Origin of the sequence: Ruegeria sp., from assembly GCF_040830605.1 — a bacterium.
Classification (GTDB): domain Bacteria; phylum Pseudomonadota; class Alphaproteobacteria; order Rhodobacterales; family Rhodobacteraceae; genus Ruegeria.
The window spans coordinates 594,663-615,967 of record NZ_JBFOMD010000001.1; the positions used below are offsets into that span (position 1 = coordinate 594,663).

A 21,305-nucleotide genomic window follows, 5' to 3' on the forward strand; every position below is an offset into this window, starting at 1 on the left:
CGCCGCCGCAAACGCTTGACATAAAGCAAGGATCGGGGCCGGGACGACGCCTAGAGTTCAGCCGAAGAGACAAAGGGTGGAACCATGGGCGGTTGGGCCGAATTCCTATTGGCGCTGAGTGTTTTCCTGCTGAGCCACGTCATCCCGGTGCGCCCGCCCATGCGCCCGTGGTTGATCGATCGACTGGGCAAGCGCGCCTATTTCACTGCCTATTCACTGCTCTCCCTAGCCATCCTCGGCTGGCTGATCGTGGCTGCCGCCCGTGCACCGTATGTCGAGGTCATTCCTCCGCTTCCGGCGCTGCGCTGGGTGCCGCTTCTGGTGATGCCCGTGGTCTGCCTGCTGGCGGTCGCCGGGATGGCAATCCGCAATCCGTTTTCATTCGGTGGGCTAGGTCGCGCACCGTTCGATCCAGAACACCCCGGCATCCTCCGCCTCAGCCGCCACCCGATCCTGCTGGCATTGCTGCTCTGGGCATTGGCGCATCTGCTGGCCAATGGCAGCCTGGCTCATGTCATCCTGTTTGGCTTGTTCGCCGGCTTTGCCGGTCTGGGCATGGCCCTGATCGACCGCCGCAAGATGCGCGATATGGGGGCGGACTGGGACCGTCTGGCCAAAAACACTGCCCGCTTGTCGTTACGCCTGCCAAAACCACTCCCTCGCCTCTGGGTCTGGCTGGTGGCTTTTGTCGTGTTCGAGGCCGCCGTCCATCTGCACGCACCCGTGATTGGACTGTCACCCTGGCCATGACAGCGGGAGTGGTCGGGGGCTCATACCCGTGCTATCTGCTGTGAAACGCTATGACTTACCGGAGCCCGAACATGCATCTGGCCTATATCACCACCACCGACCGGGGCGCGACCGACCGCCTTCTCAGTGCCGTGGCCGAGCGTCTGCTGGCCCGAGACGTTTTTCTGGCCGGGGTGGTGCAGACCAACACCGAATGCGCCGACAGCAGCAAATGCGACATGGACCTGCGGGTGCTTCCTGTGGGTGAGACCATCCGCATCTCGCAATCGCTGGGCAGCCAGTCGCGTGGCTGCCGGCTAGACCCTGCAGCGCTGGAACAGGCGGTGGCGTATGTGACTGCCTCGCTGGACGCTGGGCCGAATCTGCTGATCGTCAACAAGTTCGGCAAGCACGAGGCCGACGGGCGCGGATTTCGTCCGGTCATCGGCGAGGCCCTGGCGCGTGATATCCCGGTGCTGGTGGGTGTGAACGGTTTGAATGAGGAAAAGTTCCTTGCCTTTACTGATGGTGCCGCCCAGCAGGTGCCCGCCGATATCGACGCGATCGAGCGCTGGCTGGACCAGATCACGGCAGAACGGAACGCGGCCTGAGTCAGGCCGCATCGTTTCGGCGTGTCAGATAAACGCCCGTAACGCGGATCACAGCTAAGGCTTTGAATTCATGAGAAAGTGGTGGGCGACCCTGGAATCGAACCAGGCGTGCGTCTCCGCGAGGGAGTTACAGTCCCCTGCCACACCTTGCGGCCTGTCGCCCACTGTCAGGCGTTGCGCCTGACGTGGAGGCGTGATTACTAGCGCTCCAAAGAAGCGTCAACAGGAAAATTCCGCCTGGGCGCAGGAAACTGATTTCGGGTCCCGGAGGCCGGTAAAATGAAGAAACCCAAATGGGTGGTCGAAAAGGAGCAGGCCCGCAAGGCGGCGGCCTCCGAGACCGTCTGGCTGTTCGGTATGCACGCCGTGCGCGATGCTTTGCTGAACCCGAACCGCACCAAACTGCGCCTGATCGTGACCCGCAATGCGCAAGACAAGCTGGTCGAGGCCATCGCGGCATCAGGCATTGACCCAGAGCTGGCCGATCCCCGAAAATTCACTGCGCCGATCGACCCGGGCTCGGTCCATCAGGGGGCCGCGCTGGAGGTCAAGCCACTCGACTGGGGCAATCTGGCCGAGGTCTGCATCGGGCGCGAGCATCCACGGGTGATTCTGCTGGACCGGGTGACCGACCCGCATAATGTGGGTGCGATCCTGCGCTCGGCCGAGGTGCTGGGCGCCAGTGCCGTGATCGGCACGCGGCACCATTCGGCGCCCGAAACCGGCGCGCTGGCCAAGACCGCCAGCGGCGCGCTGGAGCGGCAGCCCTATCTGCGGGTGCGCAATCTGGCCGATGCCATCACCGAGTTGCGGCGCATGGGATTTCTGGTGCTGGGTCTCGATGGCGAGGCCGGAGACACCATTGAGGCAGCGCTGGGGGAGGGCACCGACCGGCCTGTCGCACTGGTGCTGGGAGCCGAAGGACCGGGACTGCGGCAAAAGACCAAGGAAACCGTGGACCAACTGGTGAAAATCGACACGGCGGGCGGGTTTGGATCGCTCAACGTCTCAAATGCTGCCGCAATTGCCCTATATGCATCCAGACACAAGTGACAGGAGCGTCCCATTTCCACCCCAACCAAGATTGCAACCTGCTGCTATTGCGGCACGCGCGCCGCACTGGTGCTTAAAGGCCGCGAGCGGCATGAGCTGAGCTGCTCTGCCTGCGGTGCGCCGCTGCATAACCTCAAGATGCTGCGCAAGGAGAAGGCTCCGGAACCCGCCAGACCGCGCGTTGCCACGCGGCCCCCGACCATGGCCAAGCGCAAGAAGGTAAAAAAAGTGAAGCGTCGCAAGGGGGTTATGGCCCGGTTTCTGGACGAGGCCTGGGATGTGGTCGAGGATATCTTCGACTGATCCGGCAATAACACAACCAGATCACATCCGCGTCAGCCGGGGTTACGCGTTTGCCGTTTCAGAGGCATCTTAGGGGCCGCAATCAGCACTCTGAGGCCCATGCTTTCTCGTCGTTCCCTGTTGGCCGGACTGGCCGCGTCACTTGTTTCCCCCGCTGCTTATGCGGACTCGCCGCTCTTTCACGCTCACGAAGGCATGGCGATCAGCGGATACGACACCGTGTCCTACTTCAATGGTGGTCATCCGGTTCCCGGGCGCTCTGACATAGCGGTCATGTGGAAGGGCGCTGTTTGGCAATTCGCGTCGCAGGGCAATCGCGAGGCGTTCGAGGCAAATCCACGGGCCTTTGCTCCACAATTTGGCGGCTATTGCGCATATGCCATGTCCAAGGGGCGTCTGTCCTCGACCGACCCCGAGGCGTGGGAGATCGTGGCCGGCAAGCTTTATCTGGTCCATTCGCCGCAGATCCAGCGGCTGTGGCAACAGGATATCGCCGGAAACATCGCCATGGCCGAGCAGAACTGGCCAGATGCGCTGTTTGACTGAGCGGCGGCGATAAAATCTCCCACCTGTCATCACAAAAACGCGCGCGCCCTCTTTTTTTCTGAAAATGCGTGCTTAAATGTCACAGTGACCGCGGAACGGAACTGCCGCGGGTCATTTCACTGTCCCTCGTTCCATACCTGGCGCCCAAGAGTTTCTTGGGCGCTTTTTTCTTGTCCGCCATGTGGCTAGGGTGACGGCCATGCCAGACTATTCCGACGATCATCTCAAGGGCATTCTGCAACGCACCAAGGTGGTAGCTGTTGTAGGGGTGTCGATGAACCCGGTGCGGCCCAGCTATTACGTGGCGCGCTATCTGGGGCTCAAGGGATTTTGGGTCATCCCGGTCAATCCCGGCCATGCCGGCAAGGCGCTATTCGGTGAGACGGTGCGGGGCAGCCTGTCCGAGATTTCCGAACCGGTCGACATGGTCGATATCTTCCGCCGCTCCGAGGCGGTGCCGCCCATCGTGGATGAGGCGCTGGCGCGCTTTTCCACCTTGCGCACGATCTGGATGCAGATCGGGGTCGAGAATGAACAGGCGGCGGACAAGGCGCAGGCGCGGGGCATCGACGTGGTGATGAACCGTTGTCCCAAGATCGAGTATCAGCGCCTGTTTGGTGAGCTGCGCATGGGCGGCTTTGCCACCGGCATCATCTCGTCCAAGCTATAGCCAGCTACTCGATGAATGCTAACCGTTGCTTTTCCTCGCGGCGCTGGCGTTTCCATTCCAGAACCTCCATGCGAGGCCGCCAATTGTAGCGGGTATCGGCCTGAAGTTGCGACCAGTACAGCTTGCCGCCATAGCGCCACGGGTCCAGAACCACCCCATCGAACATGGAATCACCCCGACGGCTGATGATCGCGGTGCTGTGGTCGATCCGGAACGGGTTGTCCGCATTGGCGATGGCCCGGTGCAGGGTCAGGGTCTGAAAGTTCTCCTGCTTCAGCCGCGCCTCCATGTCTTCCGCCCAGTGCCAGCACAGCCCGCGCGGGCGCAGGCCCCGGTTGACCTTGGTGTTGTGGATCAGCGGCGGGTCGGGGATCTGATACTCCTCCGCCAACTGACTGGTGTAGTCATAGGCGATGCGCGCCGCCCGCTCGGCCTCTTCGGGGTCGATATCAGGGCCCAGCCCACGGATCTCGGTTGCCAGCCCGGCGACATCCCGCCGATCCACCGTATCGGGCACCGAGCAGGCGCCCAATGTCAGGGCCGCCAACACCGCGAACACGCAAGCGAGTGGTTTCATCATTCTCAATAACCCTTTGGATACCGGAGCATTCCCGGCACTTTGACAGCGAACTATAAAATGAGCGACGCAGCTGTGGAACCCATCAGATGCCCGGCGTCACCCGCCGGTGCGGCTGGCCTTTTCCGCAATGCCACTGGTGCCCTGCCTGCGCGCCAGCTCTGCTAGAACCGCATCCAGCGGCACGTCGCGCGCCGCCAGCATCACCAGCAGGTGATAGAGCACATCCGCCGCCTCAGCCGTCAGTTTCTCGGTATCGCCCTTCACTGCCTCGATGATCGCCTCGACCGCCTCTTCCCCGAACTTCTCGGCGCATTTCTCCGGGCCCTTGGACAGCAGCTTGGCCGTCCAGCTCGAGTCCGGGTCTGCCCCCTTGCGCTCGGCAATGGTAGCGGCGAGGTCGTGCAGAATGCTCATATCAGCCTCATCGGGATGCCTGCGGCGGCCATGTGCTGTTTGGCCTCCTGAATGGTGTATTCGCCGAAATGAAAGATCGAGGCCGCCAGCACCGCGCTGGCGCCGCCCTTGGTGACCCCTTCGACCAGATGATCCAGATTGCCGACGCCACCGCTGGCGATCACCGGCACGTCCACCGCGTCGGAAATGGCGCGGGTCAGCGGCAGGTTGAAGCCAGACTTGGTACCGTCCCGGTCCATCGATGTCAGCAATATCTCTCCGGCCCCTTTACCAACGACGGTTCGGGCAAACTCCACCGCGTCGACGCCGGTTGCCTTGCGCCCGCCATGGGTAAAGATCTCCCATTTGCCGGGGCTGACGGTCTTGGCGTCGATGGCGACCACGATGCACTGGCTGCCGAACTGGTCGGCGGCCTCGGCCACCACATTCGGGTTGGCCACGGCGGCGGAGTTAAAACTGACTTTGTCGGCCCCCGCCAGCAGCAGGTTGCGCACGTCTTCGCGCGTGCGCACGCCCCCGCCCACGGTCAGCGGCACAAAGCACTGCTCGGCTGTGCGTTGCACCACATCGAACATGGTTCCCCGGTTTTCATGAGTGGCATGGATATCGAGAAAACAGATCTCGTCCGCGCCCGCCGCATCATAAGCCTTGGCCGATTCCACCGGATCGCCCGCATCGCGCAGGCCGACAAAATTCACGCCTTTGACCACGCGGCCATCGGCGACGTCCAGGCAGGGGATGATGCGGGTTTTCAGCATGGGCGATCCTCTATTGGTGCCGTCCTAGCGGCAAAGCCCCGCTTATGCCAGAGTTGTGACTGGCGGAAACGTCTCAGTCGTGGAGATTTAGCGGGAATAGTCACAATGGGAGATTTGACATGCGTGTTCTTCTTTGCGCCGGGCTTTTGACATTCTTGGGCGCTGCCTCTGCCTTGGCCGATGATCTGATCAAAGTGAAAACGGATAAATCCGTGACGGAGGCGATGGATGCGTTGGAGGCCGCGGTCGGCAACGCCGGGGCGACCGTCTTTGCCCGCGTCGATCACGCGGCTGGTGCGCAAAAGGTCGGAATGGAACTTGGGGACGCGCAGCTGTTGATCTTTGGCAATCCCAAGCTGGGAACGCCGGCCATGCAGGCAGATCCCTTGGCGGGGCTCTACCTGCCGCTCAAGGTGCTGGCCTATTCGGACGCGGACGGACAGGTCTGGCTCGTCTACGAAGACCCGGCCGAAATGCTGGATGATGTGGAGATATCAGGCGACGCGCCCGTCCTCGGAAAGATGCAGGGCGCGCTGAAAAAGCTGACGGGCGCTGCTGCGAATTAATCGGTCTTGAGGATACGGATCGCTTCGGCCAGATCCAAAGCGCCATCATAAAGTGCACGGCCCGAGATCGCGCCATCGAGGTCCGCGCCGCAATCGCGCAGGGCGATCAGGTCGGTCAGTGAACTGACGCCGCCCGATGCGATGACCGGGATCGAGACCGCGCGGGCCAGGTCGGCGGTGGCCTCAACATTTGGGCCCTGCATCGCGCCGTCGCGGTTGATGTCGGTGTAGATGATGGCGGCGACACCTGCATCCTCGAAGCTGCGGGCCAGATCGGTGACATGCACATCGGTCTCTTCGGCCCAGCCCTTGGTGGCGACCATACCGTTGCGTGCGTCGATGCCCACGGCAACCTTGCCTGGAAAGGCTTTGGCCGCTTCGCGTACCAGATCGGGGTTCTCGACCGCCACTGTGCCCAGAATCACCCGCGCCAGCCCCTTGTCTAGCCAGCGCTCGATGGTGGCCATGTCGCGGATGCCGCCGCCCAGCTGGGCGGGTACGTTGCAGGCCTTCAGGATCGCCTCGACCGGGGTGGCATTCACCGGCTCACCGGCAAAGGCACCGTTCAGGTCCACCAGATGCAGCCATTCACAGCCCGCCTCGACAAAGGCTTTGGCCTGTGCAGCCGGATCCTCGTTGAACACGGTGGCGTTGTCCATCTCACCACGCAAAAGGCGCACGGCCTGGCCGTCTTTGAGGTCGATGGCGGGGTAGAGGATCATGATATGCGCAACCTTCTGCTGGATTTGACGCGCGATATGGCACGAGAGGGGCAGGGGATGCAACGCGACCCTAAGTCATGCTTGCCTGTCACCTGCCGCACGCGCCACAGTGCGGCAAACAGGGAGGTTTTGCGATGAAACGAATGATTCTGGCAGCAGCGATGGGGCTGGGTGTTGCAGGGACGGCCATGGCCGATCCGGTGCTTGGCACCTGGAAGACGCAACCCGACGATGGGTCCTACGCGCATATCGAGATGCAGAAATGTGGCGCGGCGGTCTGCGGCAAGATTGCCCGCACCTTCAACGATGGGGGCGAGTACAAGTCACCAAATATCGGAAAGACGCTGGTGATCGACATGGTGCCCAATGGTGACGGCAGCTATGCCGGTAAGGTCTGGCGCCCCTCCAATGACAAGATTTACATCGGAAAGATGAATCTGAGCGGCGACAGTCTGGCGTTGCGCGGATGCGTCGCTGGCGGCCTGATCTGTTCAAAACAGAACTGGAGCCGAGTGAAGTAGGCGAGTTCGGGCGTCCGCAACGAATGGCGTGGCAGGCCCTCGGGGCCTGCCTTTTTCATGGGGCCCAGGTGAGGAAGTTGCCGATCAGGCGCAGGCCCACATCCTGACTTTTCTCGGGGTGGAACTGCATTCCCACCATCGTGTCCCGCCCGATCACCGCTGTCACCGGCCCGCCATAGTCAACATGCGCCAGCCGTTCTGCCGGATTGGCGACGTGGAACTGGTAGGAGTGCACGAAATAGGTGTGATCGCCGGTCTTTACTCCGGCAAAGACCGGGTGATCGCTCTCGATCACTAGATCGTTCCAGCCCATATGCGGCACTTTCAGCGTACTGTCTTCGGGCTCGATCCGAACCACATCGCCCGCGACCCAGTCTAATCCAGCGGTTTCCTCATATTCACGGCCGGTGGTCGCCATCAGCTGCATGCCAACGCAGATGCCGAGAAACGGGCGACCTTTCTGCTCGACCGCCTCGACCATGGCGTCATAAATGCCCTTATGCCCGCGCAGCTCGGCGGCGCAGGCAGGGAAGGCGCCGTCGCCGGGCAGCACCAGACGGTCGGCGCGTGCGACCACGTCGGCGTCCGATGTCACCAGGACCTCGCCTGCATCAACCTCCTGTGCCATGCGCTGGAACGCCTTTTCGGCGGAGTGCAGGTTACCGCTTTCATAGTCGATGATGGCGGTCAGCATGTGATCCCCTCTGCGCGGCTCGTCGGAAAACCGGTTCCCATTTTTGAGCTGCGCCTACAGCGCGCCTTTGGTCGACGGGATCGCATCCGCCTTGCGCGGGTCGGTCTCGACCGCCAGCCGCAGGGCGCGGGCGACGGCTTTGAACGCGGCCTCGGCAATGTGGTGGCTGTTGAAACCGTGCAACTGGTCCACATGCAGCGTGATGCCGCCATGAGTGCTGAGCGCCTGAAAGAACTCGCGCACCAGCTCGGTGTCGAAACTGCCGATCTTCTGCGTGGGCAGGTCCACGTTCCACACCAGAAACGGACGCCCCGACAGATCCAGCGCACAACGCACCTGTGTGTCGTCCATGGGCAGGTGGCACTCGCCATAGCGACGGATGCCCGTCTTGTCGCCCAAAGCGGCGGTCAGGGCCTGCCCCAGCGCGATACCAGTGTCCTCGACCGTGTGGTGGTCGTCGATGTGATAATCGCCCTGCGCGCGGATGGTCATGTTGATCAGCGAATGGCGCGCCAACTGGTCCAGCATGTGGTCGAAAAAGCCGACCCCGGTCTGGTTGTCGTAAACCCCGGTTCCGTCGAGATTGACCTCGACCGAGATATCGGTCTCGGCGGTCTTGCGGCTGATGGTGGCGCGGCGCATGGGCAAATCCTCTTGATACCGGAGGGCTTATAGGCATGGGGCAGGGCGGATTTCCAGCCCGCGTGCAGCACGCGCGGCGATGTGTTGCGCTAAAATCAGGGGATTGCGCCTGCTGTGCCCCCATGCCAGCTTTGGCGCCAGATCATCGGCTCAATCAACTGGACCCTCCCGGCATGACCACCTGTGTTTTCATCCAGATCCGCTGCAAACCCGGCACGACCTATAAGGTGGCCGAAGAGATTGCGCTGCGCGAGATCCATTCCGAACTGTATTCGACCAGCGGCGAATATGACCTGCTGATGAAACTCTACGTCCCCGAGGGCGAGGATGTGGGGCACTACATCAACGAGCACCTCTTGATCATTCCGAACATCGAACGGTCGCTGACCACGATGACCTTCAAGGCGTTCTGATCCGCGTCAAACCGTAAGGTCAGCCGATGGCGCCGTCGCGCCTGGGAGCGCGGTCAGCCCGCTGTTCAGCGACTGACGGTCGCTCAGTCCGGCGCACAGATATTGGCGCAGTCCGAACAGCAGCGACAATGGCATCGCTAGCGACAGCAAGGGGCTGGCGTCCACAAATGCCGACCAGATGATGCCGGTGCCACTCGCGGCCAGCAGGACGGCGGAATAGATCAACGTCTGTCTCCGTGTTTCGGTGCGGCATGCGAGAAATCCGTTCGGCGCGAATAGGGTAAGCGCCAGTCCGATCAAAAACACGCTGCTCAGAACGGCGGTGTCCACGTTCTGGACAAGCCACTGAGCTTGATGGGGCATGTCCAGCAGGAACAAACCCTCGATCAGCGGGGTGATTCCCACTGTAAATACGTTGATACCCAGAAGGATCGGATGCGGGTCCAAGATATGCTTGATGTATGTGGCACAGACGAACCCCGCTAGGACTGCTCCGATCCAGCCTGCCAGCCGCAAATCGCCTGACGCCTGAGACAATATCAGGAAAGACAGCCCGGGCAGGTTTTCGAAAATGCCCAATAGCAACCTTTTCTGCTGTGTGCCCGGCATTGCTCGAACCCTCCAATAGCCTCAAGCTATTGGGTTGCATCACGGCCCACGCGTCAAGACCCGTCCGGCCTCTCCAGCGCACGGGAGCCCACTTGCATTTTTTTTGAGATATTGGAGCGGGCGATGAGATTCGAACTCACGACCCTTACCTTGGCAAGGTAATGCTCTACCCCTGAGCTACGCCCGCATCCAGTTGGCCATCGGCCAGATATCTCAACCTGGAGCGGGCGATGAGATTCGAACTCACGACCCTTACCTTGGCAAGGTAATGCTCTACCCCTGAGCTACGCCCGCCCGGTTGAGTGAGGCGTGAAGTATAAATTCTGGCGGAAAGCTGCAAGAGGAAAAACGCCACATCGGGAAAAAATCTTTGCCGCGACGGAAAACCAATGCCCGCCCGTTGAAGGATCAGACCGGACAAAAACGGCTTTGGCGGAGGTGAGGTATGCCCGGGGTTGAAACCGTAAAATCGACACTGCTTGCGGGCTTGATCGTGATTGCTGCGCTGGCGGTTTGTGATGGCAGCAAAACAGTCGAGGCGCAGCCGATGTTGACGCCTGCTCCGACTGTTATGACCCGCACACTGGCGGGCTGAACGGAAACGGGCGGAGCCGCGAGGCCCCGCCCGTTTTGTCATGCCGCTTTGTAGCTGAGCCTATTCCAGCTCCACCAGCAGGTCCTTTGCGTCGATCTGGCCGCCGGGTTGCACATGCACGGCCTTGACAGTGGCATCGCGCTCGGCGTGGATGCCGGTTTCCATCTTCATCGCTTCGATGGTCAGCAGCAGATCGCCTTCCTTGACCTCTTGTCCAGCGCCAGCGGCAATGGTCGCCACGACCCCCGGCATCGGCGCGCCGATGTGATTGGCATTGCCCGCTTCGGCCTTGGGCCGCTGCACGGTCGAGGACTTGACCAGGCGGTTCGGCACCCGAATTACACGCGGCTGGCCGTTGAGTTCAAAGAACACCTTGACCTCACCCTTCTCGTCCGTCTCGCCGATGGCCTGGCAGCGGATTTCCAGCGTCTTGCCGGGGTCGATCTCGGCCGTGATCTCTTCACCCGGCTCCATACCGTAGAAGAAGGTGCGCGTGGGCAAGGTGCGGACCGGGCCATAAGTGCGGTGACGGCCCATGTAGTCGAGGAAGACCTTGGGATACATCAGATAGCCGTTCAGGTCCTCGTCATCGACCTCCTTGCCCTCGAGCTGTTTCGACAGATCGGCGCGGGTGGCCTCCAGATCGACCGCCTCGACATGTTTGCCCGGGCGCTCGGTATTGGGCACCTCACCCTTGAGCACCTTGCCGACGATGCTGTCGGGAAACCCGCCCGGAGGCTGGCCCAGGTTGCCGCGCATCATGTCGATGACCGAGTCGGGGAAGGCCACTTCGGTGCCCGGGTCCTCGACCTGCTCGCGGGTCAGGCCCTGGCTGACCATCATCAGCGCCATGTCGCCGACCACTTTCGAGGACGGCGTCACCTTGACGATATCGCCGAACATCCGGTTCACGTCGGCATACATCTGCGCCACCTCGTGCCAGCGTTCCTCCAGCCCGAGGCTGCGCGCCTGCGCCTTGAGGTTGGTGAACTGGCCGCCCGGCATTTCGTGCAGATAGACCTCCGATGCCGGAGCTTGCAGCCCACTCTCAAATGCCGCGTATTGGCCGCGCACGGCTTCGAAATAATCGCTGATCTCGCGGATCGCCTTGATATCCAGCCCGGTATCGCGGTCGGTATGGCGCAGCGCCTCGACCACGGTGCCCAGCGTCGCCTGGCTGGTGTTGCCCGAGAAGCTGTCCATCGCACAGTCGACCGCATCCACACCCGCCTCGGAGGCGGCGAGGATGGTGGCACAGGCCACCCCGGCGGTGTCATGAGTGTGGAAATGGATCGGCAGTCCGACCTCTTCCTTCAGCGCCCGGATCAGCATCCGTGCGGCGGTGGGTTTCAGCAGCCCGGCCATGTCCTTGAGGCCCAGAACATGCGCACCTGCATCGCGCAGCTCTCTCGCCATGCCGACATAGTATTTCAGGTCGTACTTGGCCCGGTCCGGATCGAGAATGTCGCCGGTATAACAGACGGTGCCCTCGCAGATCTTGCCGTTCTCGACGACGGCATCCATCGCCACGCGCATATTTTCGACCCAGTTAAGCGAGTCGAACACGCGGAACACGTCGATATTCTGCGAGGCCTGCCGTACGAACTCCCGCACCACATTATCGGGGTAGTTGGTGTAACCAACGCCGTTCGAGCCCCGCAGCAGCATCTGGGTCATCAGATTCGGCATCGCCTCGCGCAGGTCGCGCAGGCGCTGCCAGGGGCATTCCTGCAGGAAACGATAGGCCACATCAAAAGTCGCGCCGCCCCAGCATTCCACCGAGAACAGCTGTGGCAGGTTGGCGGCATAGCTCGGCGCCACCTTGATCATGTCGATCGAGCGCATGCGGGTGGCCAGCAACGACTGGTGCCCGTCGCGCATGGTTGTGTCGGTGATCAGCAGTTGCCGCTGCGCCTTCAACCAGTCGGCCACCGCCTGCGGGCCCTTCTGTTCCAGCAGGTTGCGGGTGCCCATCATCGGCTCGGCCTTCTGCGCCGGCGCCTTCGCCTCTTTCAGGTCGGCCCGGGGCAGGGGGCGGTCCTTGGTCTCGGGATGCCCGTTCACCGTGATGTCCGCGATGTAGGTCAGCACCTTGGTGCCCCGGTCGCGGCGGCGTTTGAAGGTAAACAGGTCCGGAGTCGTGTCGATAAACTTGGTGGTGTATTCGTTCGACAAAAACGTGGGATGTTTCAGCAGGTTGATGACAAAGTCGATATTGGTACTGACACCCCGGATACGGAACTCGCGCAGCGCCCTGTCCATGCGGGCAATCGCCATGTCCGGAGTCGGCGCCCAGGCGGTGACCTTGGTCAGCAGCGAGTCGTAATACCGCGTGATCACGCCGCCCGCATAGGCCGTGCCGCCATCAAGACGGATGCCCATACCGGTGGCCGAGCGATAGGCGGTGATGCGGCCATAATCGGGGATGAAATTGTTCTGCGGGTCCTCGGTGGTGATCCGCGTCTGCAGCGCATGGCCGTTGAGCCGGATCTCGTCCTGCGCCGCCTTTCCGGTGGCTTCGGCAATCGTCTTGCCCTCGGCGATCAGGATCTGCGAGCGCACGATGTCGATGCCGGTCACTTCTTCGGTGACGGTATGCTCCACCTGCACCCGGGGGTTCACCTCGATGAAGTAGAACTTGCCCGATTCCATATCCATCAGGAATTCGACCGTGCCTGCGCATTCATAGTTCACGTGGGCGCAGATCTTGCGGCCCAGTTCACAGATCTCGGCACGCTGCTCCTCGGTCAGGTACGGCGCAGGCGCCCGTTCCACCACTTTCTGATTGCGGCGCTGGACCGAGCAGTCGCGTTCATACAGGTGATAGATCTCACCATGCTTGTCGCCGAGGATCTGCACCTCGACATGGCGGGCGCGGGTGATCATCTTTTCCAGATAGCCCTCGCCATTGCCAAACGCGGCCTCGGCCTCGCGGCGGCCTTCCAGTACCTTCTCTTCCAACTCGTCCTCGGACAGGATCGGGCGCATCCCGCGCCCGCCGCCACCCCATGAGGCCTTGAGCATCAGCGGATAGCCGATCTCCTTGGCTTCGGCTCGGATCGCATCCATGTCATCGCCCAGAACCTCGGTCGCCGGGATCACTGGCACACCCGCCGCGATGGCGACCTTGCGGGCGCTGGCCTTGTCGCCGAGCGCGCGCATGGTCTCGGCCTTGGGACCGATAAAAGTGATGCCGTTCTGTACGCAGGCGTCCACGAAATCCGGGTTCTCGGACAGCAGGCCATAGCCCGGATGGATCGCATCGGCGCCGCATTCCTTGGCCACGCGTATGATCTCGTCAATGCTCAGATACGCGGCCACCGGCCCCATCCCCTCGCCGATGCGATAGGCCTCGTCCGCCTTGAAGCGGTGCAGGCCCAGCTTGTCCTCCTCGGCAAACACGGCGACGGTGCGCTTGCCCATCTCGTTTGCCGCGCGCATCACGCGGATCGCAATCTCACCGCGGTTGGCGATCAGGATTTTATTGAAGTCGGTCATGGCAGGTCCCGGTCTCTTTCAGCTTGGCGGTGGTTTTAGGCGGACAATACGTGCAGGTACATCTGTATTTCTGGGTAGAACCGGCATGTTATCGCTCGCAAACGCCGCAGGGGCACGGATTTCACGGCACAATATGCTGCGGTGCAGCGTCGGTCAACGTCAACGGAGGCGGCAGGTCCGACAGCGTAGCAGCGCCGATCTGGCCCATGTTAGCCTCCATGTCCTGCTGCAGGATCTCGACCACATGCGCCGGGCCCGCCTCACCCAATGCGGCAAGGCCATAAAGAAAGGCGCGACCCGACATCACGAAATCGGCGCCAAGCGCCAGCGCGCGCAGGATATCCAGCCCGCCCGCGATGCCGCTGTCGAAGATCAGCGGCAGGGCCGTGGCCGCGCGGATCGCGGGCAACGCCTCGATACTGGCCGGGGCGCCGTCGAACTGCCGCCCGCCATGGTTGGACACCCACAGCGCATCAATCCCCGCCGCCTCGAGTGTGGCCGCGTCTTCGGCGCGCATCACGCCCTTGACGATGAAGGGGCCGTCCCAGTGATCGCGCAGCCATTTGACATAATCCATGTCCGGCGAGGTGCGCAGTAGGTACCCGATATGGGCCGTCGGTGGCAGATTCTGCCGATTACCGATGTACTTATCGAGCGTTCGCATCCGCGGCATCCCGGCCCGCGCCATGCCCATGGCCCAGCGGGGCCGCATCGCCACCTGCGCCAGCAGGCGCGGGGACAGTCGCGGCGGGTGGGTCAGGCCCGAGCGAACCTGCCGCTCACGCCGTGATGCGACGGGGACGTCCACGGTCAGCACCAGTGCCCGGAACCCGGCAGCGCGTGCACGCTCTAGAATATCACGGCGAATTTCGGGATCCCTGGGCGGATAGAGTTGGAACCATGCGTTCGGCCCAAGATGTGGTGCCAGATCCTCGGGGCTCTGACTGGCAACGGTGGAAAGAGTATACGGAATGCCCGCCCGAGCCGCTTGCTGCGCCAAAATGCGTTCGGCCCCGGGCCATATCAGCCCGGACATGCCGATGGGAGCGATGCCGAAGGGCAGGGGATAGTCCTGCCCCAGAAACCGGGTGCCGAGCGACATCTCAAGCGTGCCATGCAGGATCGAGGGCGCGAAACCGACCCGGTCCAGCGCGGCGCGATTGCGGGCCGTAGTCGCCTCGGCCCCGGTGCCGCTGTCCAGATAGTCCCAAACGAATCGCGGCAACCTGCGCCGGGCGCGCCGTTTCAGGTCCTCGATGCCAGGGTAAGTGCTGTGCAGGTCCATGCGATTTGATCGGGCCTGCCCGGCGATTCGGCAAGAGACTCAGGCGGCGGCTTCCTTGCAGGGCTTCCTTTTGGCAACATCCCGATCCTCGGCGGGCCCGGCCTCGGCAACCAGCGGTGAATAGGTGGCGACCTGCACCTGATTGCGGCCTTTGTCCTTGGCAAGATAGAGCGCATCGTCGGCGGCCCGCATCAAGTTCTGCGGCATGGTTCCATGCGAGGGGCAATGCGCGACGCCCGGCGAAATCGTGATTCGCGGCAGGGTCTTTTCGCCATAGCGCACCGTCACCGCCTCAACCGCCCGCCGCAGATGCTCGGCGCGGGTGATCGCATCCTCGGGCTTGCTGTCGGGCAGGATCAGGGTGAATTCCTCACCTCCCATTCTGCAGGCGACCTCATCGCCGTCGCAGCCCTGAACCAGCACGGAACTCACCGCGCGCAGCACCATGTCGCCCGCGTCATTGCCTTCGGTGTCGTTGAACTTCTTGAAATGATCCACGTCCACCGCCGGTGACAGGCGCACCCGCATGATGAACAGATTGCGCAGATCGGTAATGTCCGAATAGAACTCGACCGCGCCGACAAACTGGCCGTTCGCAATCACCGGTGTGTAGAGCTCGGCCACATGTCGGGTCCCGATATCCGGGGATGCCGGTTATATGCGGAGCCCATCGACCTCTGAGACCGGCTTTTCCTCATGCTTGTAATAGACGCTTCCCGCTGCCACGACGGAGTGAAAATGCGAGGTGTCGACGGTGCTGCCCATATCGGACGCTCGGGTGGACCAGAACACCCGGCCATCCGCCTTGAGCAGTTTGAAGCGGTAGACATCCGAGGCCTTGGGCATCAGCGCCAGAAATTCGCGATCGTGTTCGTCCAGCATGCCGGTGCGGAACGTGACCTCCGCATCCTCCAGATGCAGCACCACCCGGCGGTTCCACAGGTCGGCCTGGTGCCGCAGACCCGCCTCGAGCATCCGGTCTACGATCGGCGCCGGAATTCTGTAAATGCCCCAACCTGCGGCGACGCCGAGCCCGATCAGACCGATGCAAATGCCGATCCATTTCAGCCGCCCCGTGGCCGGCCCCGTCTCCGTTCCGCTCATTATGCCGCGCTCCAGAGCTTTGGGAAATCTTCCGGGGCCGGGTTTGACAACCGTTAATTCCACCCAGAGCAGATGCTTCATCTTTCGGTGAAATTTGGCCGATTGCTGTGGATAAGTCGGAAATGAGCTGGAACAAGTCGTGAACAAACCCTTTCCCTCAGGCGCGTTCCGGCGTAGTTTGACGGCATGAGCAGCTTCGATGAAATGGACGCCTTCGAGGGCGCATCGCTGTCGGCGCGGGCGATGGCGGCGCGGCCGATGCCCTATCTGGACGATCTCAACCCGGCCCAGCGTGAGGCGGTGGAGCGGCTGGACGGCCCGGTGCTGATGCTGGCAGGCGCGGGTACGGGCAAGACCAAGGCGCTGACCACGCGGATCGTGCATCTGCTGAGCACCGCGCGTGCGCGCCCGAATGAAATCCTTGCCGTGACCTTCACCAATAAGGCCGCGCGCGAGATGAAGGAACGGGTGGGGCGCCTGCTGGGTCAGCCCGCCGAGGGGATGCCGTGGCTCGGCACCTTCCACTCGATCTGCGTCAAGCTGCTACGCCGTCATGCGGAACTGGTGGATCTGAAATCGAATTTCACCATCCTGGATACCGACGACCAGCTGCGCCTGCTCAAGCAACTGGTGCAGGCGGCCAATATCGACGACAAGCGCTGGCCCGCGCGACTGCTCGCCAACATCATCGACGGTTGGAAGAACCGCGCCTTTACCCCCGACAAGGTGCCGACGGCGGATGCGGGTGCCTATAACCACAAGGGCGTCGAGCTTTACGCCCAATACCAGACCCGTCTGCGCGAGCTGAACGCAGTGGATTTCGGCGATCTGCTCTTGCACATGGTCACGATTTTCCAGACCCATCCGGACGTGCTGGAGCAGTACCAGCGCTGGTTTCGCTACATCCTGGTGGACGAATATCAGGACACCAACGTCGCACAGTATTTATGGCTGCGGCTGCTGGCCGGGGCGCACAAGAACATCTGCTGCGTCGGCGATGACGACCAGTCGATCTATGGCTGGCGCGGTGCCGAGGTGGGCAATATCCTGCGGTTCGAAAAGGATTTCCCGGGCGCTCATGTGGTGCGGCTGGAGCAGAACTACCGCTCGACCCCCCATATCCTCGCTGCTGCCTCGAACGTCATTCGCGGCAATGAGGGGCGGCTGGGCAAGACGCTGTGGACCGAAGCCGAGACTGGCGAAAAGGTGCGCCTGATCGGCCATTGGGATGGCGAGGAAGAGGCGCGCTGGATCGGGGAAGAGATCGACGCGATGCAGGGCGGCACGCGCGGCGTGCGACCCATGAACCTCGATGACATCGCCATCCTTGTTCGTGCCTCGCACCAGATGCGGGCCTTCGAGGACCGGTTCCTGACCATCGGCCTGCCCTACAAGGTGATCGGCGGCCCGCGATTCTATGAGCGGATGGAGATCCGCGATGCCATGGCCTATTTCCGGCTGGTTGTCAGCCCCGAGGACGATCTGGCGTTCGAGCGGATCGTAAACACGCCCAAGCGCGGACTCGGTGACAAGGCGCAGCAGACGATCCAGATGACGGCGCGTTCCCACGGCGTGTCGCTGGTCGAAGGTGCGCGAATCGCGGTCGAGCAAGGGCTGATCAAAGGCAAGGGTGGTGCGGCCTTGCGGCAGCTGGTCGACAATCTGGCCCGCTGGAACGGAATGACGCGCGGACCGGTGATCGAGGTTGACGATAACGCGGTGATCGACGACGGCGCGCCGCCACAGCTTGCCTATGGCGAGCCCGAGGTCTCTCACGTCGAGCTGGCGCAGATCGTGCTGGACGAATCCGGCTATACCGCCCATTGGCAGAACGAGAAAACGCCCGAGGCGCCGGGGCGGCTGGAAAACCTCAAGGAGCTGGTCAAGGCTCTGGAATCATTCGAGAACCTGCAGGGATTTCTGGAACATGTCAGCCTGATCATGGACAACGATCAGAGCGAGGACGGGGCCAAGGTCTCGATCATGACGCTGCACGCGGCCAAGGGGCTGGAGTTTCCCGCCGTGTTTCTGCCGGGGTGGGAAGACGGACTGTTCCCATCCCAGCGCTCGATGGACGAATCGGGCCTCAAGGGCCTCGAAGAGGAACGGCGGCTGGCCTATGTCGGCATCACCCGCGCCGAAGAGGTCTGCACCATCTCCTTCGCCGCCAACCGACGGGTGTTCGGGCAATGGCAGAACGCGCTGCCGTCCCGCTTCATCGACGAACTGCCCGAGGATCATGTGGAGGTGCTGACACCTCCGGGCCTTTATGGCGGCGGGGGCTACAGCGCGCAGGGCATCGAGACCCGTGCGGCCGAGGCCAATGTCTACAACTCCCCCGGTTGGAAACGCCTGCAGGCGCGGCAGGGCCAGTACGGCGTGTCTCAGCCGCGCGAGAGCCGGAATACGGTGATCGACCTCGACGCGGTGGCCAGCTTTACGCTGGGCGAGCGGGTGTTCCACCAGAAATTCGGCTATGGCGCCGTGATCGGTATCGAGGGCGACAAAGTCGAGGTGGACTTCGAGAAGGCCGGGACCAAGAAAGTGGTGGCCCGTTTTCTCACCGCCAGCGACGACGTGTCGTTCTGAGACAGCTTCTCAGAGATCGAGCGTCACCCACACCGCATCATGATCCGACGCAGGCCGGTCGATTCGCGTGAACCCGGCGTCCTGCATCCGGTCGTGGGTGAACTTGCTGAGCAGAATGTGATCAAGCTGCTGCTTACGGCCGTCGAACTCATAGGTGAACTGCTCTTCCTCGGGCAGATGCTCGGTCGCTGAAATCAGGTTGTAACTGGTGTCCAGCTTGCCCTGCATGATGTCCAGCGGCTTGGTCTTGGGCTCGTCATTCATGTCCCCGAGAATCGCGGTGAACGAGGGGGAGGCGGAATTGCCCTGCTCGACCCGTGGTCGGGACAGATGCCGCACGATCTGCGCCTGCACGTTCCGTAGCAGCCTGGTTTCCTCGGTTCCGCCCCGGCGGGATTTCAGGTGCGCGACGAAGAGCGAAATGACCTCGCTGCCCACTTCGATATCTGCCCGCACGAATTTACCCAGGCTTCCGACCCGCTCGCGTTCGCGTGCGTCGATATAAGTCACGGCGGTCTGATCCAGCCGGGTGACCGGGCTGATCGACGCCTGATACTTGCTCAGCACCGCCACGTTCTGCCCGGTGTAGGGGTCCAGCGTCTCGCCGCAGTAGAGAAACGGCATCGCGTGACCTGCGGCGGCAAGCCTCTGCTGAACCGCCTCGACAACATGCGGCCCTTCGACCTCCTGCAAGCCCACGATGTCCGGCCCCTCGGGCCCGATGCCGCGAATGGCCTCGGCAATCAGGTCGGCCTTTTCCTCGAACCCACCATCCGGCAGGCGCTCGCCCCATCGCTTCAGGGGCGCCTCGTTGTCGAACAGCCAGAATGTGTTGAACGTCGCAAGCGTGAATTTCATGGCACGGGCCTCCAATCGAGAATGAGAATTCGAAAGTCAAATATAGGAATGAAACCAGCGTGCCTCGGTAATGCGCGGTGGGTCAAGGCGCGTGCCGTTTGGATTGGACGGCGGTGCAAGGCAAAGAAAAACGGCGGTTCCCAGGGAGGAGGAGGGGGAACCGCCGTTCTTTGCAACATCGGGGCAGGGAGGAGGAAGGCCCCGATGTATCCGAACCCGGGTTTGATCCCGGTATGAAGTCGCGGCGGTGTCAGGGAGGAGGAGGACACCGCCGCGCGCTTTCAACACCGGGTAGGGAGGAGGAGAACCCGGTGTATCGGCTTCCGGCGTTCAGAGCCGGTATAAGGTGCGGCGGCACAGGGAGGAGGAGAATGCCGCCGCCTAAGTTCAGACCCTCAAGGGAGGAGGAGTAAGGGCCTGATCCCGTGTATTCCTGGTGGTTAGCGCGGGGTGAACTCGTCCGCCGCCTGCTGCGCAACCCGCCTGATCATCGAGCGGTGCAGGCCCAGATCAGCCAGCTCGCGTCCCGACAGCGCCGACAGTTCGTTGACGGTCTGGCGGTAGACCCGGTGACGGGTGTAACGGGTCTTGGCGGCTTCGATCAGTGCAAAGAAGCCAAAGGTCTGGGTGCCCTTCAGGGCGGTGTGTTCGCTCGTAACGGCCATGTTCGTAACCTGTATTCGTATCGGATGGTGCCGCGGTGCTGCGGCGTTTGCTTGAGACTGAAAATAGGCAAATGCTGCAGGTGCACAATGGCTGACATCGGCAATGCCGCTATGCAGCAAGTGCATAGATTGGCTGGGAAACCCGTGTGACACGCTCGGGGCGCCTGTTTTGTTGGGGTTTCGCGGCAATGCTCTTGGGCCGTCGCTTCGGTTTTGTGTGGGTATTCGGTCTGAGGGGCTACATTTTTACGTAACGTGAACGAAGAACGGGCCTTGAATTTGGCTGCGCGACACCAAGACGGATTTGGGACATTATGGGACTGGCGTCTGGGAAATCACGGGACATGGGAAACCGTGGGATGAGAATGGCCGACTGGTCCCGAAGAGGCGTGGCCTAATGTTCGTGGGACGGGATATGATGCGCGATTCGTGTGATTTTCGTGAACAAATATAGAACAAAAGCAAGCGTTTGCCGGCGTAGCGAAAAAATATTGGGAAATAATGGGAGATTGCGGCCGCGCACCTGCGTCACAACATGTTGTGCCTTGAATGGCGAAACCCGCTATCAAGGCCGCAATTGACAGCGAATCTTCTGCATTTCCAGTCAAAATCAGTAAGCAAACAAGGCCATGTTTAAAATCTTCCCTCAAAAACCTATTGATTTCCATGAATTCCCATGGCATCCCTAATACATCCGATGAGGACGAGGCAGTAGGGGCAGTTAACGACCCCAACCAATAACAAACAGGTTTCATACAGGCATCTCGCTTTCATCAGAACAATGAGATCCGGCGCGCGGGCGAGCAGACATCCCCCCAGGTGGCGCGCGCAGCTGGACTTCCCGCACAGCGGGCAAATGCGGCGGGTTGATCGGTGGCAG

The 21,305-nt window shown here is 62.0% G+C and carries 24 protein-coding genes and 3 tRNA genes; 11 read left to right on the forward strand and 16 right to left on the reverse strand.

Features of this window, described 5'->3' with window-relative positions:
* Positions 1-84 precede the first annotated feature (84 nt).
* Positions 85-750, forward strand: coding sequence for an NnrU family protein (locus AB3N21_RS02820; RefSeq protein WP_367933779.1), 666 nt, complete (start codon positions 85-87; stop codon positions 748-750).
* Between the two features lie 71 nt (positions 751-821).
* Positions 822-1,340 carry a DUF2478 domain-containing protein gene (locus AB3N21_RS02825; protein ID WP_367933780.1) on the forward strand — a complete coding sequence of 173 codons (519 nt, stop codon included), beginning with the start codon at positions 822-824 and terminating at the stop codon, positions 1,338-1,340.
* 79 nt (positions 1,341-1,419) lie between these two features.
* Here the strand turns inward: AB3N21_RS02825 and AB3N21_RS02830 are convergent.
* Positions 1,420-1,503, reverse strand: a tRNA-Tyr gene (locus tag AB3N21_RS02830).
* Positions 1,504-1,619: 116 nt separating this feature from the next.
* Between AB3N21_RS02830 and rlmB the strand changes: the two genes are divergently transcribed.
* From rlmB to AB3N21_RS02850, 4 genes are all read left to right on the forward strand, one after another.
* Positions 1,620-2,393 (forward strand): 23S rRNA (guanosine(2251)-2'-O)-methyltransferase RlmB, encoded by a 774-nt coding sequence (gene rlmB, locus AB3N21_RS02835; RefSeq protein WP_367933781.1) that lies wholly within the window; start codon positions 1,620-1,622, stop codon positions 2,391-2,393.
* A 69-nt stretch (positions 2,394-2,462) separates the two neighbouring features.
* A complete protein-coding gene (locus AB3N21_RS02840; protein ID WP_367933782.1) occupies positions 2,463-2,696 on the forward strand; it encodes a hypothetical protein in 234 nt (77 codons plus the stop codon).
* Positions 2,697-2,891: 195 nt separating this feature from the next.
* Positions 2,892-3,242, forward strand: a complete 351-nt coding sequence (locus AB3N21_RS02845; RefSeq protein WP_367933783.1) for a YHS domain-containing (seleno)protein — start codon at positions 2,892-2,894, stop codon at positions 3,240-3,242.
* 199 nt (positions 3,243-3,441) lie between these two features.
* Positions 3,442-3,912, forward strand: a complete 471-nt coding sequence (locus AB3N21_RS02850; protein WP_367933784.1) for a CoA-binding protein — start codon at positions 3,442-3,444, stop codon at positions 3,910-3,912.
* 4 nt (positions 3,913-3,916) lie between these two features.
* Here AB3N21_RS02850 and AB3N21_RS02855 read toward each other — a convergent pair whose 3' ends face one another.
* From AB3N21_RS02855 to hisF, 3 genes are all read right to left on the reverse strand, one after another.
* A complete protein-coding gene (locus tag AB3N21_RS02855; protein ID WP_367933785.1) occupies positions 3,917-4,492 on the reverse strand; it encodes a hypothetical protein in 576 nt (191 codons plus the stop codon).
* Between the two features lie 96 nt (positions 4,493-4,588).
* On the reverse strand, positions 4,589-4,906 hold the full coding sequence (locus AB3N21_RS02860) for a phosphoribosyl-ATP diphosphatase (RefSeq protein ID WP_367933786.1): 318 nt from the start codon (positions 4,904-4,906) through the stop codon (positions 4,589-4,591).
* Entirely contained in the window at positions 4,903-5,664 is a 762-nt protein-coding gene (gene hisF / locus AB3N21_RS02865) for an imidazole glycerol phosphate synthase subunit HisF (protein WP_367933787.1), read from the reverse strand. The genes AB3N21_RS02860 and hisF overlap by 4 nt, the downstream gene beginning before the upstream one ends.
* Before the next feature lie 119 nt (positions 5,665-5,783).
* Here hisF and AB3N21_RS02870 point away from each other — a divergent pair, with 119 nt between their 5' ends.
* Positions 5,784-6,230 (forward strand): DUF302 domain-containing protein, encoded by a 447-nt coding sequence (locus AB3N21_RS02870; RefSeq protein ID WP_367933788.1) that lies wholly within the window; start codon positions 5,784-5,786, stop codon positions 6,228-6,230.
* On the opposite strand, the gene hisA is transcribed toward AB3N21_RS02870, so the two are convergent.
* Positions 6,227-6,952, reverse strand: a complete 726-nt coding sequence (hisA, locus tag AB3N21_RS02875) for a 1-(5-phosphoribosyl)-5-[(5-phosphoribosylamino)methylideneamino]imidazole-4-carboxamide isomerase (RefSeq protein ID WP_367933789.1) — start codon at positions 6,950-6,952, stop codon at positions 6,227-6,229. The genes AB3N21_RS02870 and hisA overlap by 4 nt on opposite strands.
* Before the next feature lie 134 nt (positions 6,953-7,086).
* On the opposite strand from hisA, the gene AB3N21_RS02880 reads away from it, so the two are divergent.
* The gene (locus AB3N21_RS02880) at positions 7,087-7,473 is read left to right on the forward strand and encodes a DUF2147 domain-containing protein (protein ID WP_367933790.1); all 387 of its coding nucleotides are present in this window, start codon (positions 7,087-7,089) and stop codon (positions 7,471-7,473) included.
* Between the two features lie 55 nt (positions 7,474-7,528).
* Here the strand turns inward: AB3N21_RS02880 and hisH are convergent, their stop codons facing one another.
* Both hisH and hisB read right to left on the reverse strand, forming a co-directional pair.
* Complete coding sequence (hisH, locus tag AB3N21_RS02885) at positions 7,529-8,167, reverse strand: imidazole glycerol phosphate synthase subunit HisH (protein WP_367933791.1); 639 nt, start codon at positions 8,165-8,167, stop codon at positions 7,529-7,531.
* Positions 8,168-8,221: 54 nt separating this feature from the next.
* Entirely contained in the window at positions 8,222-8,809 is a 588-nt protein-coding gene (hisB, locus tag AB3N21_RS02890) for an imidazoleglycerol-phosphate dehydratase HisB (RefSeq protein WP_367933792.1), read from the reverse strand.
* Between the two features lie 173 nt (positions 8,810-8,982).
* Here hisB and AB3N21_RS02895 point away from each other — a divergent pair, with 173 nt between their 5' ends.
* Complete coding sequence (locus AB3N21_RS02895; protein ID WP_171173903.1) at positions 8,983-9,222, forward strand: Lrp/AsnC family transcriptional regulator; 240 nt, start codon at positions 8,983-8,985, stop codon at positions 9,220-9,222.
* A gap of 6 nt (positions 9,223-9,228) precedes the next feature.
* On the opposite strand, the gene AB3N21_RS02900 is transcribed toward AB3N21_RS02895, so the two are convergent.
* The 3 genes from AB3N21_RS02900 to AB3N21_RS02910 form a co-directional block, all read right to left on the reverse strand.
* Complete coding sequence (locus AB3N21_RS02900; RefSeq protein WP_367933793.1) at positions 9,229-9,831, reverse strand: hypothetical protein; 603 nt, start codon at positions 9,829-9,831, stop codon at positions 9,229-9,231.
* Between the two features lie 112 nt (positions 9,832-9,943).
* Positions 9,944-10,018: transfer RNA gene (locus AB3N21_RS02905), tRNA-Gly, on the reverse strand.
* Between the two features lie 32 nt (positions 10,019-10,050).
* Positions 10,051-10,125 (reverse strand) — tRNA-Gly (locus tag AB3N21_RS02910).
* A 151-nt stretch (positions 10,126-10,276) separates the two neighbouring features.
* Between AB3N21_RS02910 and AB3N21_RS02915 the strand changes: the two genes are divergently transcribed.
* Positions 10,277-10,426, forward strand: a complete 150-nt coding sequence (locus tag AB3N21_RS02915) for a hypothetical protein (RefSeq protein WP_367933794.1) — start codon at positions 10,277-10,279, stop codon at positions 10,424-10,426.
* 60 nt (positions 10,427-10,486) lie between these two features.
* Here the strand turns inward: AB3N21_RS02915 and AB3N21_RS02920 are convergent, their stop codons facing one another.
* The 4 genes from AB3N21_RS02920 to AB3N21_RS02935 form a co-directional block, all read right to left on the reverse strand.
* Positions 10,487-13,924 (reverse strand): pyruvate carboxylase, encoded by a 3,438-nt coding sequence (locus AB3N21_RS02920; protein WP_367933795.1) that lies wholly within the window; start codon positions 13,922-13,924, stop codon positions 10,487-10,489.
* Positions 13,925-14,045: 121 nt separating this feature from the next.
* Positions 14,046-15,209 carry an alpha-hydroxy acid oxidase gene (locus AB3N21_RS02925; RefSeq protein ID WP_367933796.1) on the reverse strand — a complete coding sequence of 388 codons (1,164 nt, stop codon included), beginning with the start codon at positions 15,207-15,209 and terminating at the stop codon, positions 14,046-14,048.
* Between the two features lie 39 nt (positions 15,210-15,248).
* The gene (locus AB3N21_RS02930) at positions 15,249-15,833 is read right to left on the reverse strand and encodes a GGDEF domain-containing protein (RefSeq protein WP_367933797.1); all 585 of its coding nucleotides are present in this window, start codon (positions 15,831-15,833) and stop codon (positions 15,249-15,251) included.
* Positions 15,834-15,863: 30 nt separating this feature from the next.
* Positions 15,864-16,313 carry a hypothetical protein gene (locus AB3N21_RS02935; RefSeq protein WP_367933798.1) on the reverse strand — a complete coding sequence of 150 codons (450 nt, stop codon included), beginning with the start codon at positions 16,311-16,313 and terminating at the stop codon, positions 15,864-15,866.
* A gap of 186 nt (positions 16,314-16,499) precedes the next feature.
* Between AB3N21_RS02935 and AB3N21_RS02940 the strand changes: the two genes are divergently transcribed.
* Positions 16,500-18,902 (forward strand): ATP-dependent helicase, encoded by a 2,403-nt coding sequence (locus tag AB3N21_RS02940; protein WP_367933799.1) that lies wholly within the window; start codon positions 16,500-16,502, stop codon positions 18,900-18,902.
* A gap of 9 nt (positions 18,903-18,911) precedes the next feature.
* Here the strand turns inward: AB3N21_RS02940 and AB3N21_RS02945 are convergent, their stop codons facing one another.
* Positions 18,912-19,760 carry an endonuclease/exonuclease/phosphatase family protein gene (locus AB3N21_RS02945; protein WP_367933800.1) on the reverse strand — a complete coding sequence of 283 codons (849 nt, stop codon included), beginning with the start codon at positions 19,758-19,760 and terminating at the stop codon, positions 18,912-18,914.
* A 440-nt stretch (positions 19,761-20,200) separates the two neighbouring features.
* A complete protein-coding gene (locus tag AB3N21_RS02950; RefSeq protein WP_367933801.1) occupies positions 20,201-20,425 on the reverse strand; it encodes a DUF1127 domain-containing protein in 225 nt (74 codons plus the stop codon).
* Positions 20,426-21,305 lie beyond the last annotated feature (880 nt).

Coding starts and splice junctions, on each gene's coding strand:
- AB3N21_RS02820 (WP_367933779.1), top strand. CDS start 85: ATGGGCGGTTGGGCCGAATTCCTATTGGCGCTGAGTGTTTTCCTGCTG.
- AB3N21_RS02825 (WP_367933780.1), top strand. CDS start 822: ATGCATCTGGCCTATATCACCACCACCGACCGGGGCGCGACCGACCGC.
- rlmB (WP_367933781.1), top strand. CDS start 1,620: ATGAAGAAACCCAAATGGGTGGTCGAAAAGGAGCAGGCCCGCAAGGCG.
- AB3N21_RS02845 (WP_367933783.1), top strand. CDS start 2,892: ATGGCGATCAGCGGATACGACACCGTGTCCTACTTCAATGGTGGTCAT.
- AB3N21_RS02850 (WP_367933784.1), top strand. CDS start 3,442: ATGCCAGACTATTCCGACGATCATCTCAAGGGCATTCTGCAACGCACC.
- AB3N21_RS02855 (WP_367933785.1), bottom strand. CDS start 4,492: ATGATGAAACCACTCGCTTGCGTGTTCGCGGTGTTGGCGGCCCTGACA.
- AB3N21_RS02860 (WP_367933786.1), bottom strand. CDS start 4,906: ATGAGCATTCTGCACGACCTCGCCGCTACCATTGCCGAGCGCAAGGGG.
- hisF (WP_367933787.1), bottom strand. CDS start 5,664: ATGCTGAAAACCCGCATCATCCCCTGCCTGGACGTCGCCGATGGCCGC.
- AB3N21_RS02870 (WP_367933788.1), top strand. CDS start 5,784: ATGCGTGTTCTTCTTTGCGCCGGGCTTTTGACATTCTTGGGCGCTGCC.
- hisA (WP_367933789.1), bottom strand. CDS start 6,952: ATGATCCTCTACCCCGCCATCGACCTCAAAGACGGCCAGGCCGTGCGC.
- AB3N21_RS02880 (WP_367933790.1), top strand. CDS start 7,087: ATGAAACGAATGATTCTGGCAGCAGCGATGGGGCTGGGTGTTGCAGGG.
- hisH (WP_367933791.1), bottom strand. CDS start 8,167: ATGCTGACCGCCATCATCGACTATGAAAGCGGTAACCTGCACTCCGCC.
- hisB (WP_367933792.1), bottom strand. CDS start 8,809: ATGCGCCGCGCCACCATCAGCCGCAAGACCGCCGAGACCGATATCTCG.
- AB3N21_RS02895 (WP_171173903.1), top strand. CDS start 8,983: ATGACCACCTGTGTTTTCATCCAGATCCGCTGCAAACCCGGCACGACC.
- AB3N21_RS02900 (WP_367933793.1), bottom strand. CDS start 9,831: ATGCCGGGCACACAGCAGAAAAGGTTGCTATTGGGCATTTTCGAAAAC.
- AB3N21_RS02915 (WP_367933794.1), top strand. CDS start 10,277: ATGCCCGGGGTTGAAACCGTAAAATCGACACTGCTTGCGGGCTTGATC.
- AB3N21_RS02920 (WP_367933795.1), bottom strand. CDS start 13,924: ATGACCGACTTCAATAAAATCCTGATCGCCAACCGCGGTGAGATTGCG.
- AB3N21_RS02925 (WP_367933796.1), bottom strand. CDS start 15,209: ATGGACCTGCACAGCACTTACCCTGGCATCGAGGACCTGAAACGGCGC.
- AB3N21_RS02935 (WP_367933798.1), bottom strand. CDS start 16,313: ATGAGCGGAACGGAGACGGGGCCGGCCACGGGGCGGCTGAAATGGATC.
- AB3N21_RS02940 (WP_367933799.1), top strand. CDS start 16,500: ATGAGCAGCTTCGATGAAATGGACGCCTTCGAGGGCGCATCGCTGTCG.
- AB3N21_RS02945 (WP_367933800.1), bottom strand. CDS start 19,760: ATGAAATTCACGCTTGCGACGTTCAACACATTCTGGCTGTTCGACAAC.
- AB3N21_RS02950 (WP_367933801.1), bottom strand. CDS start 20,425: ATGGCCGTTACGAGCGAACACACCGCCCTGAAGGGCACCCAGACCTTT.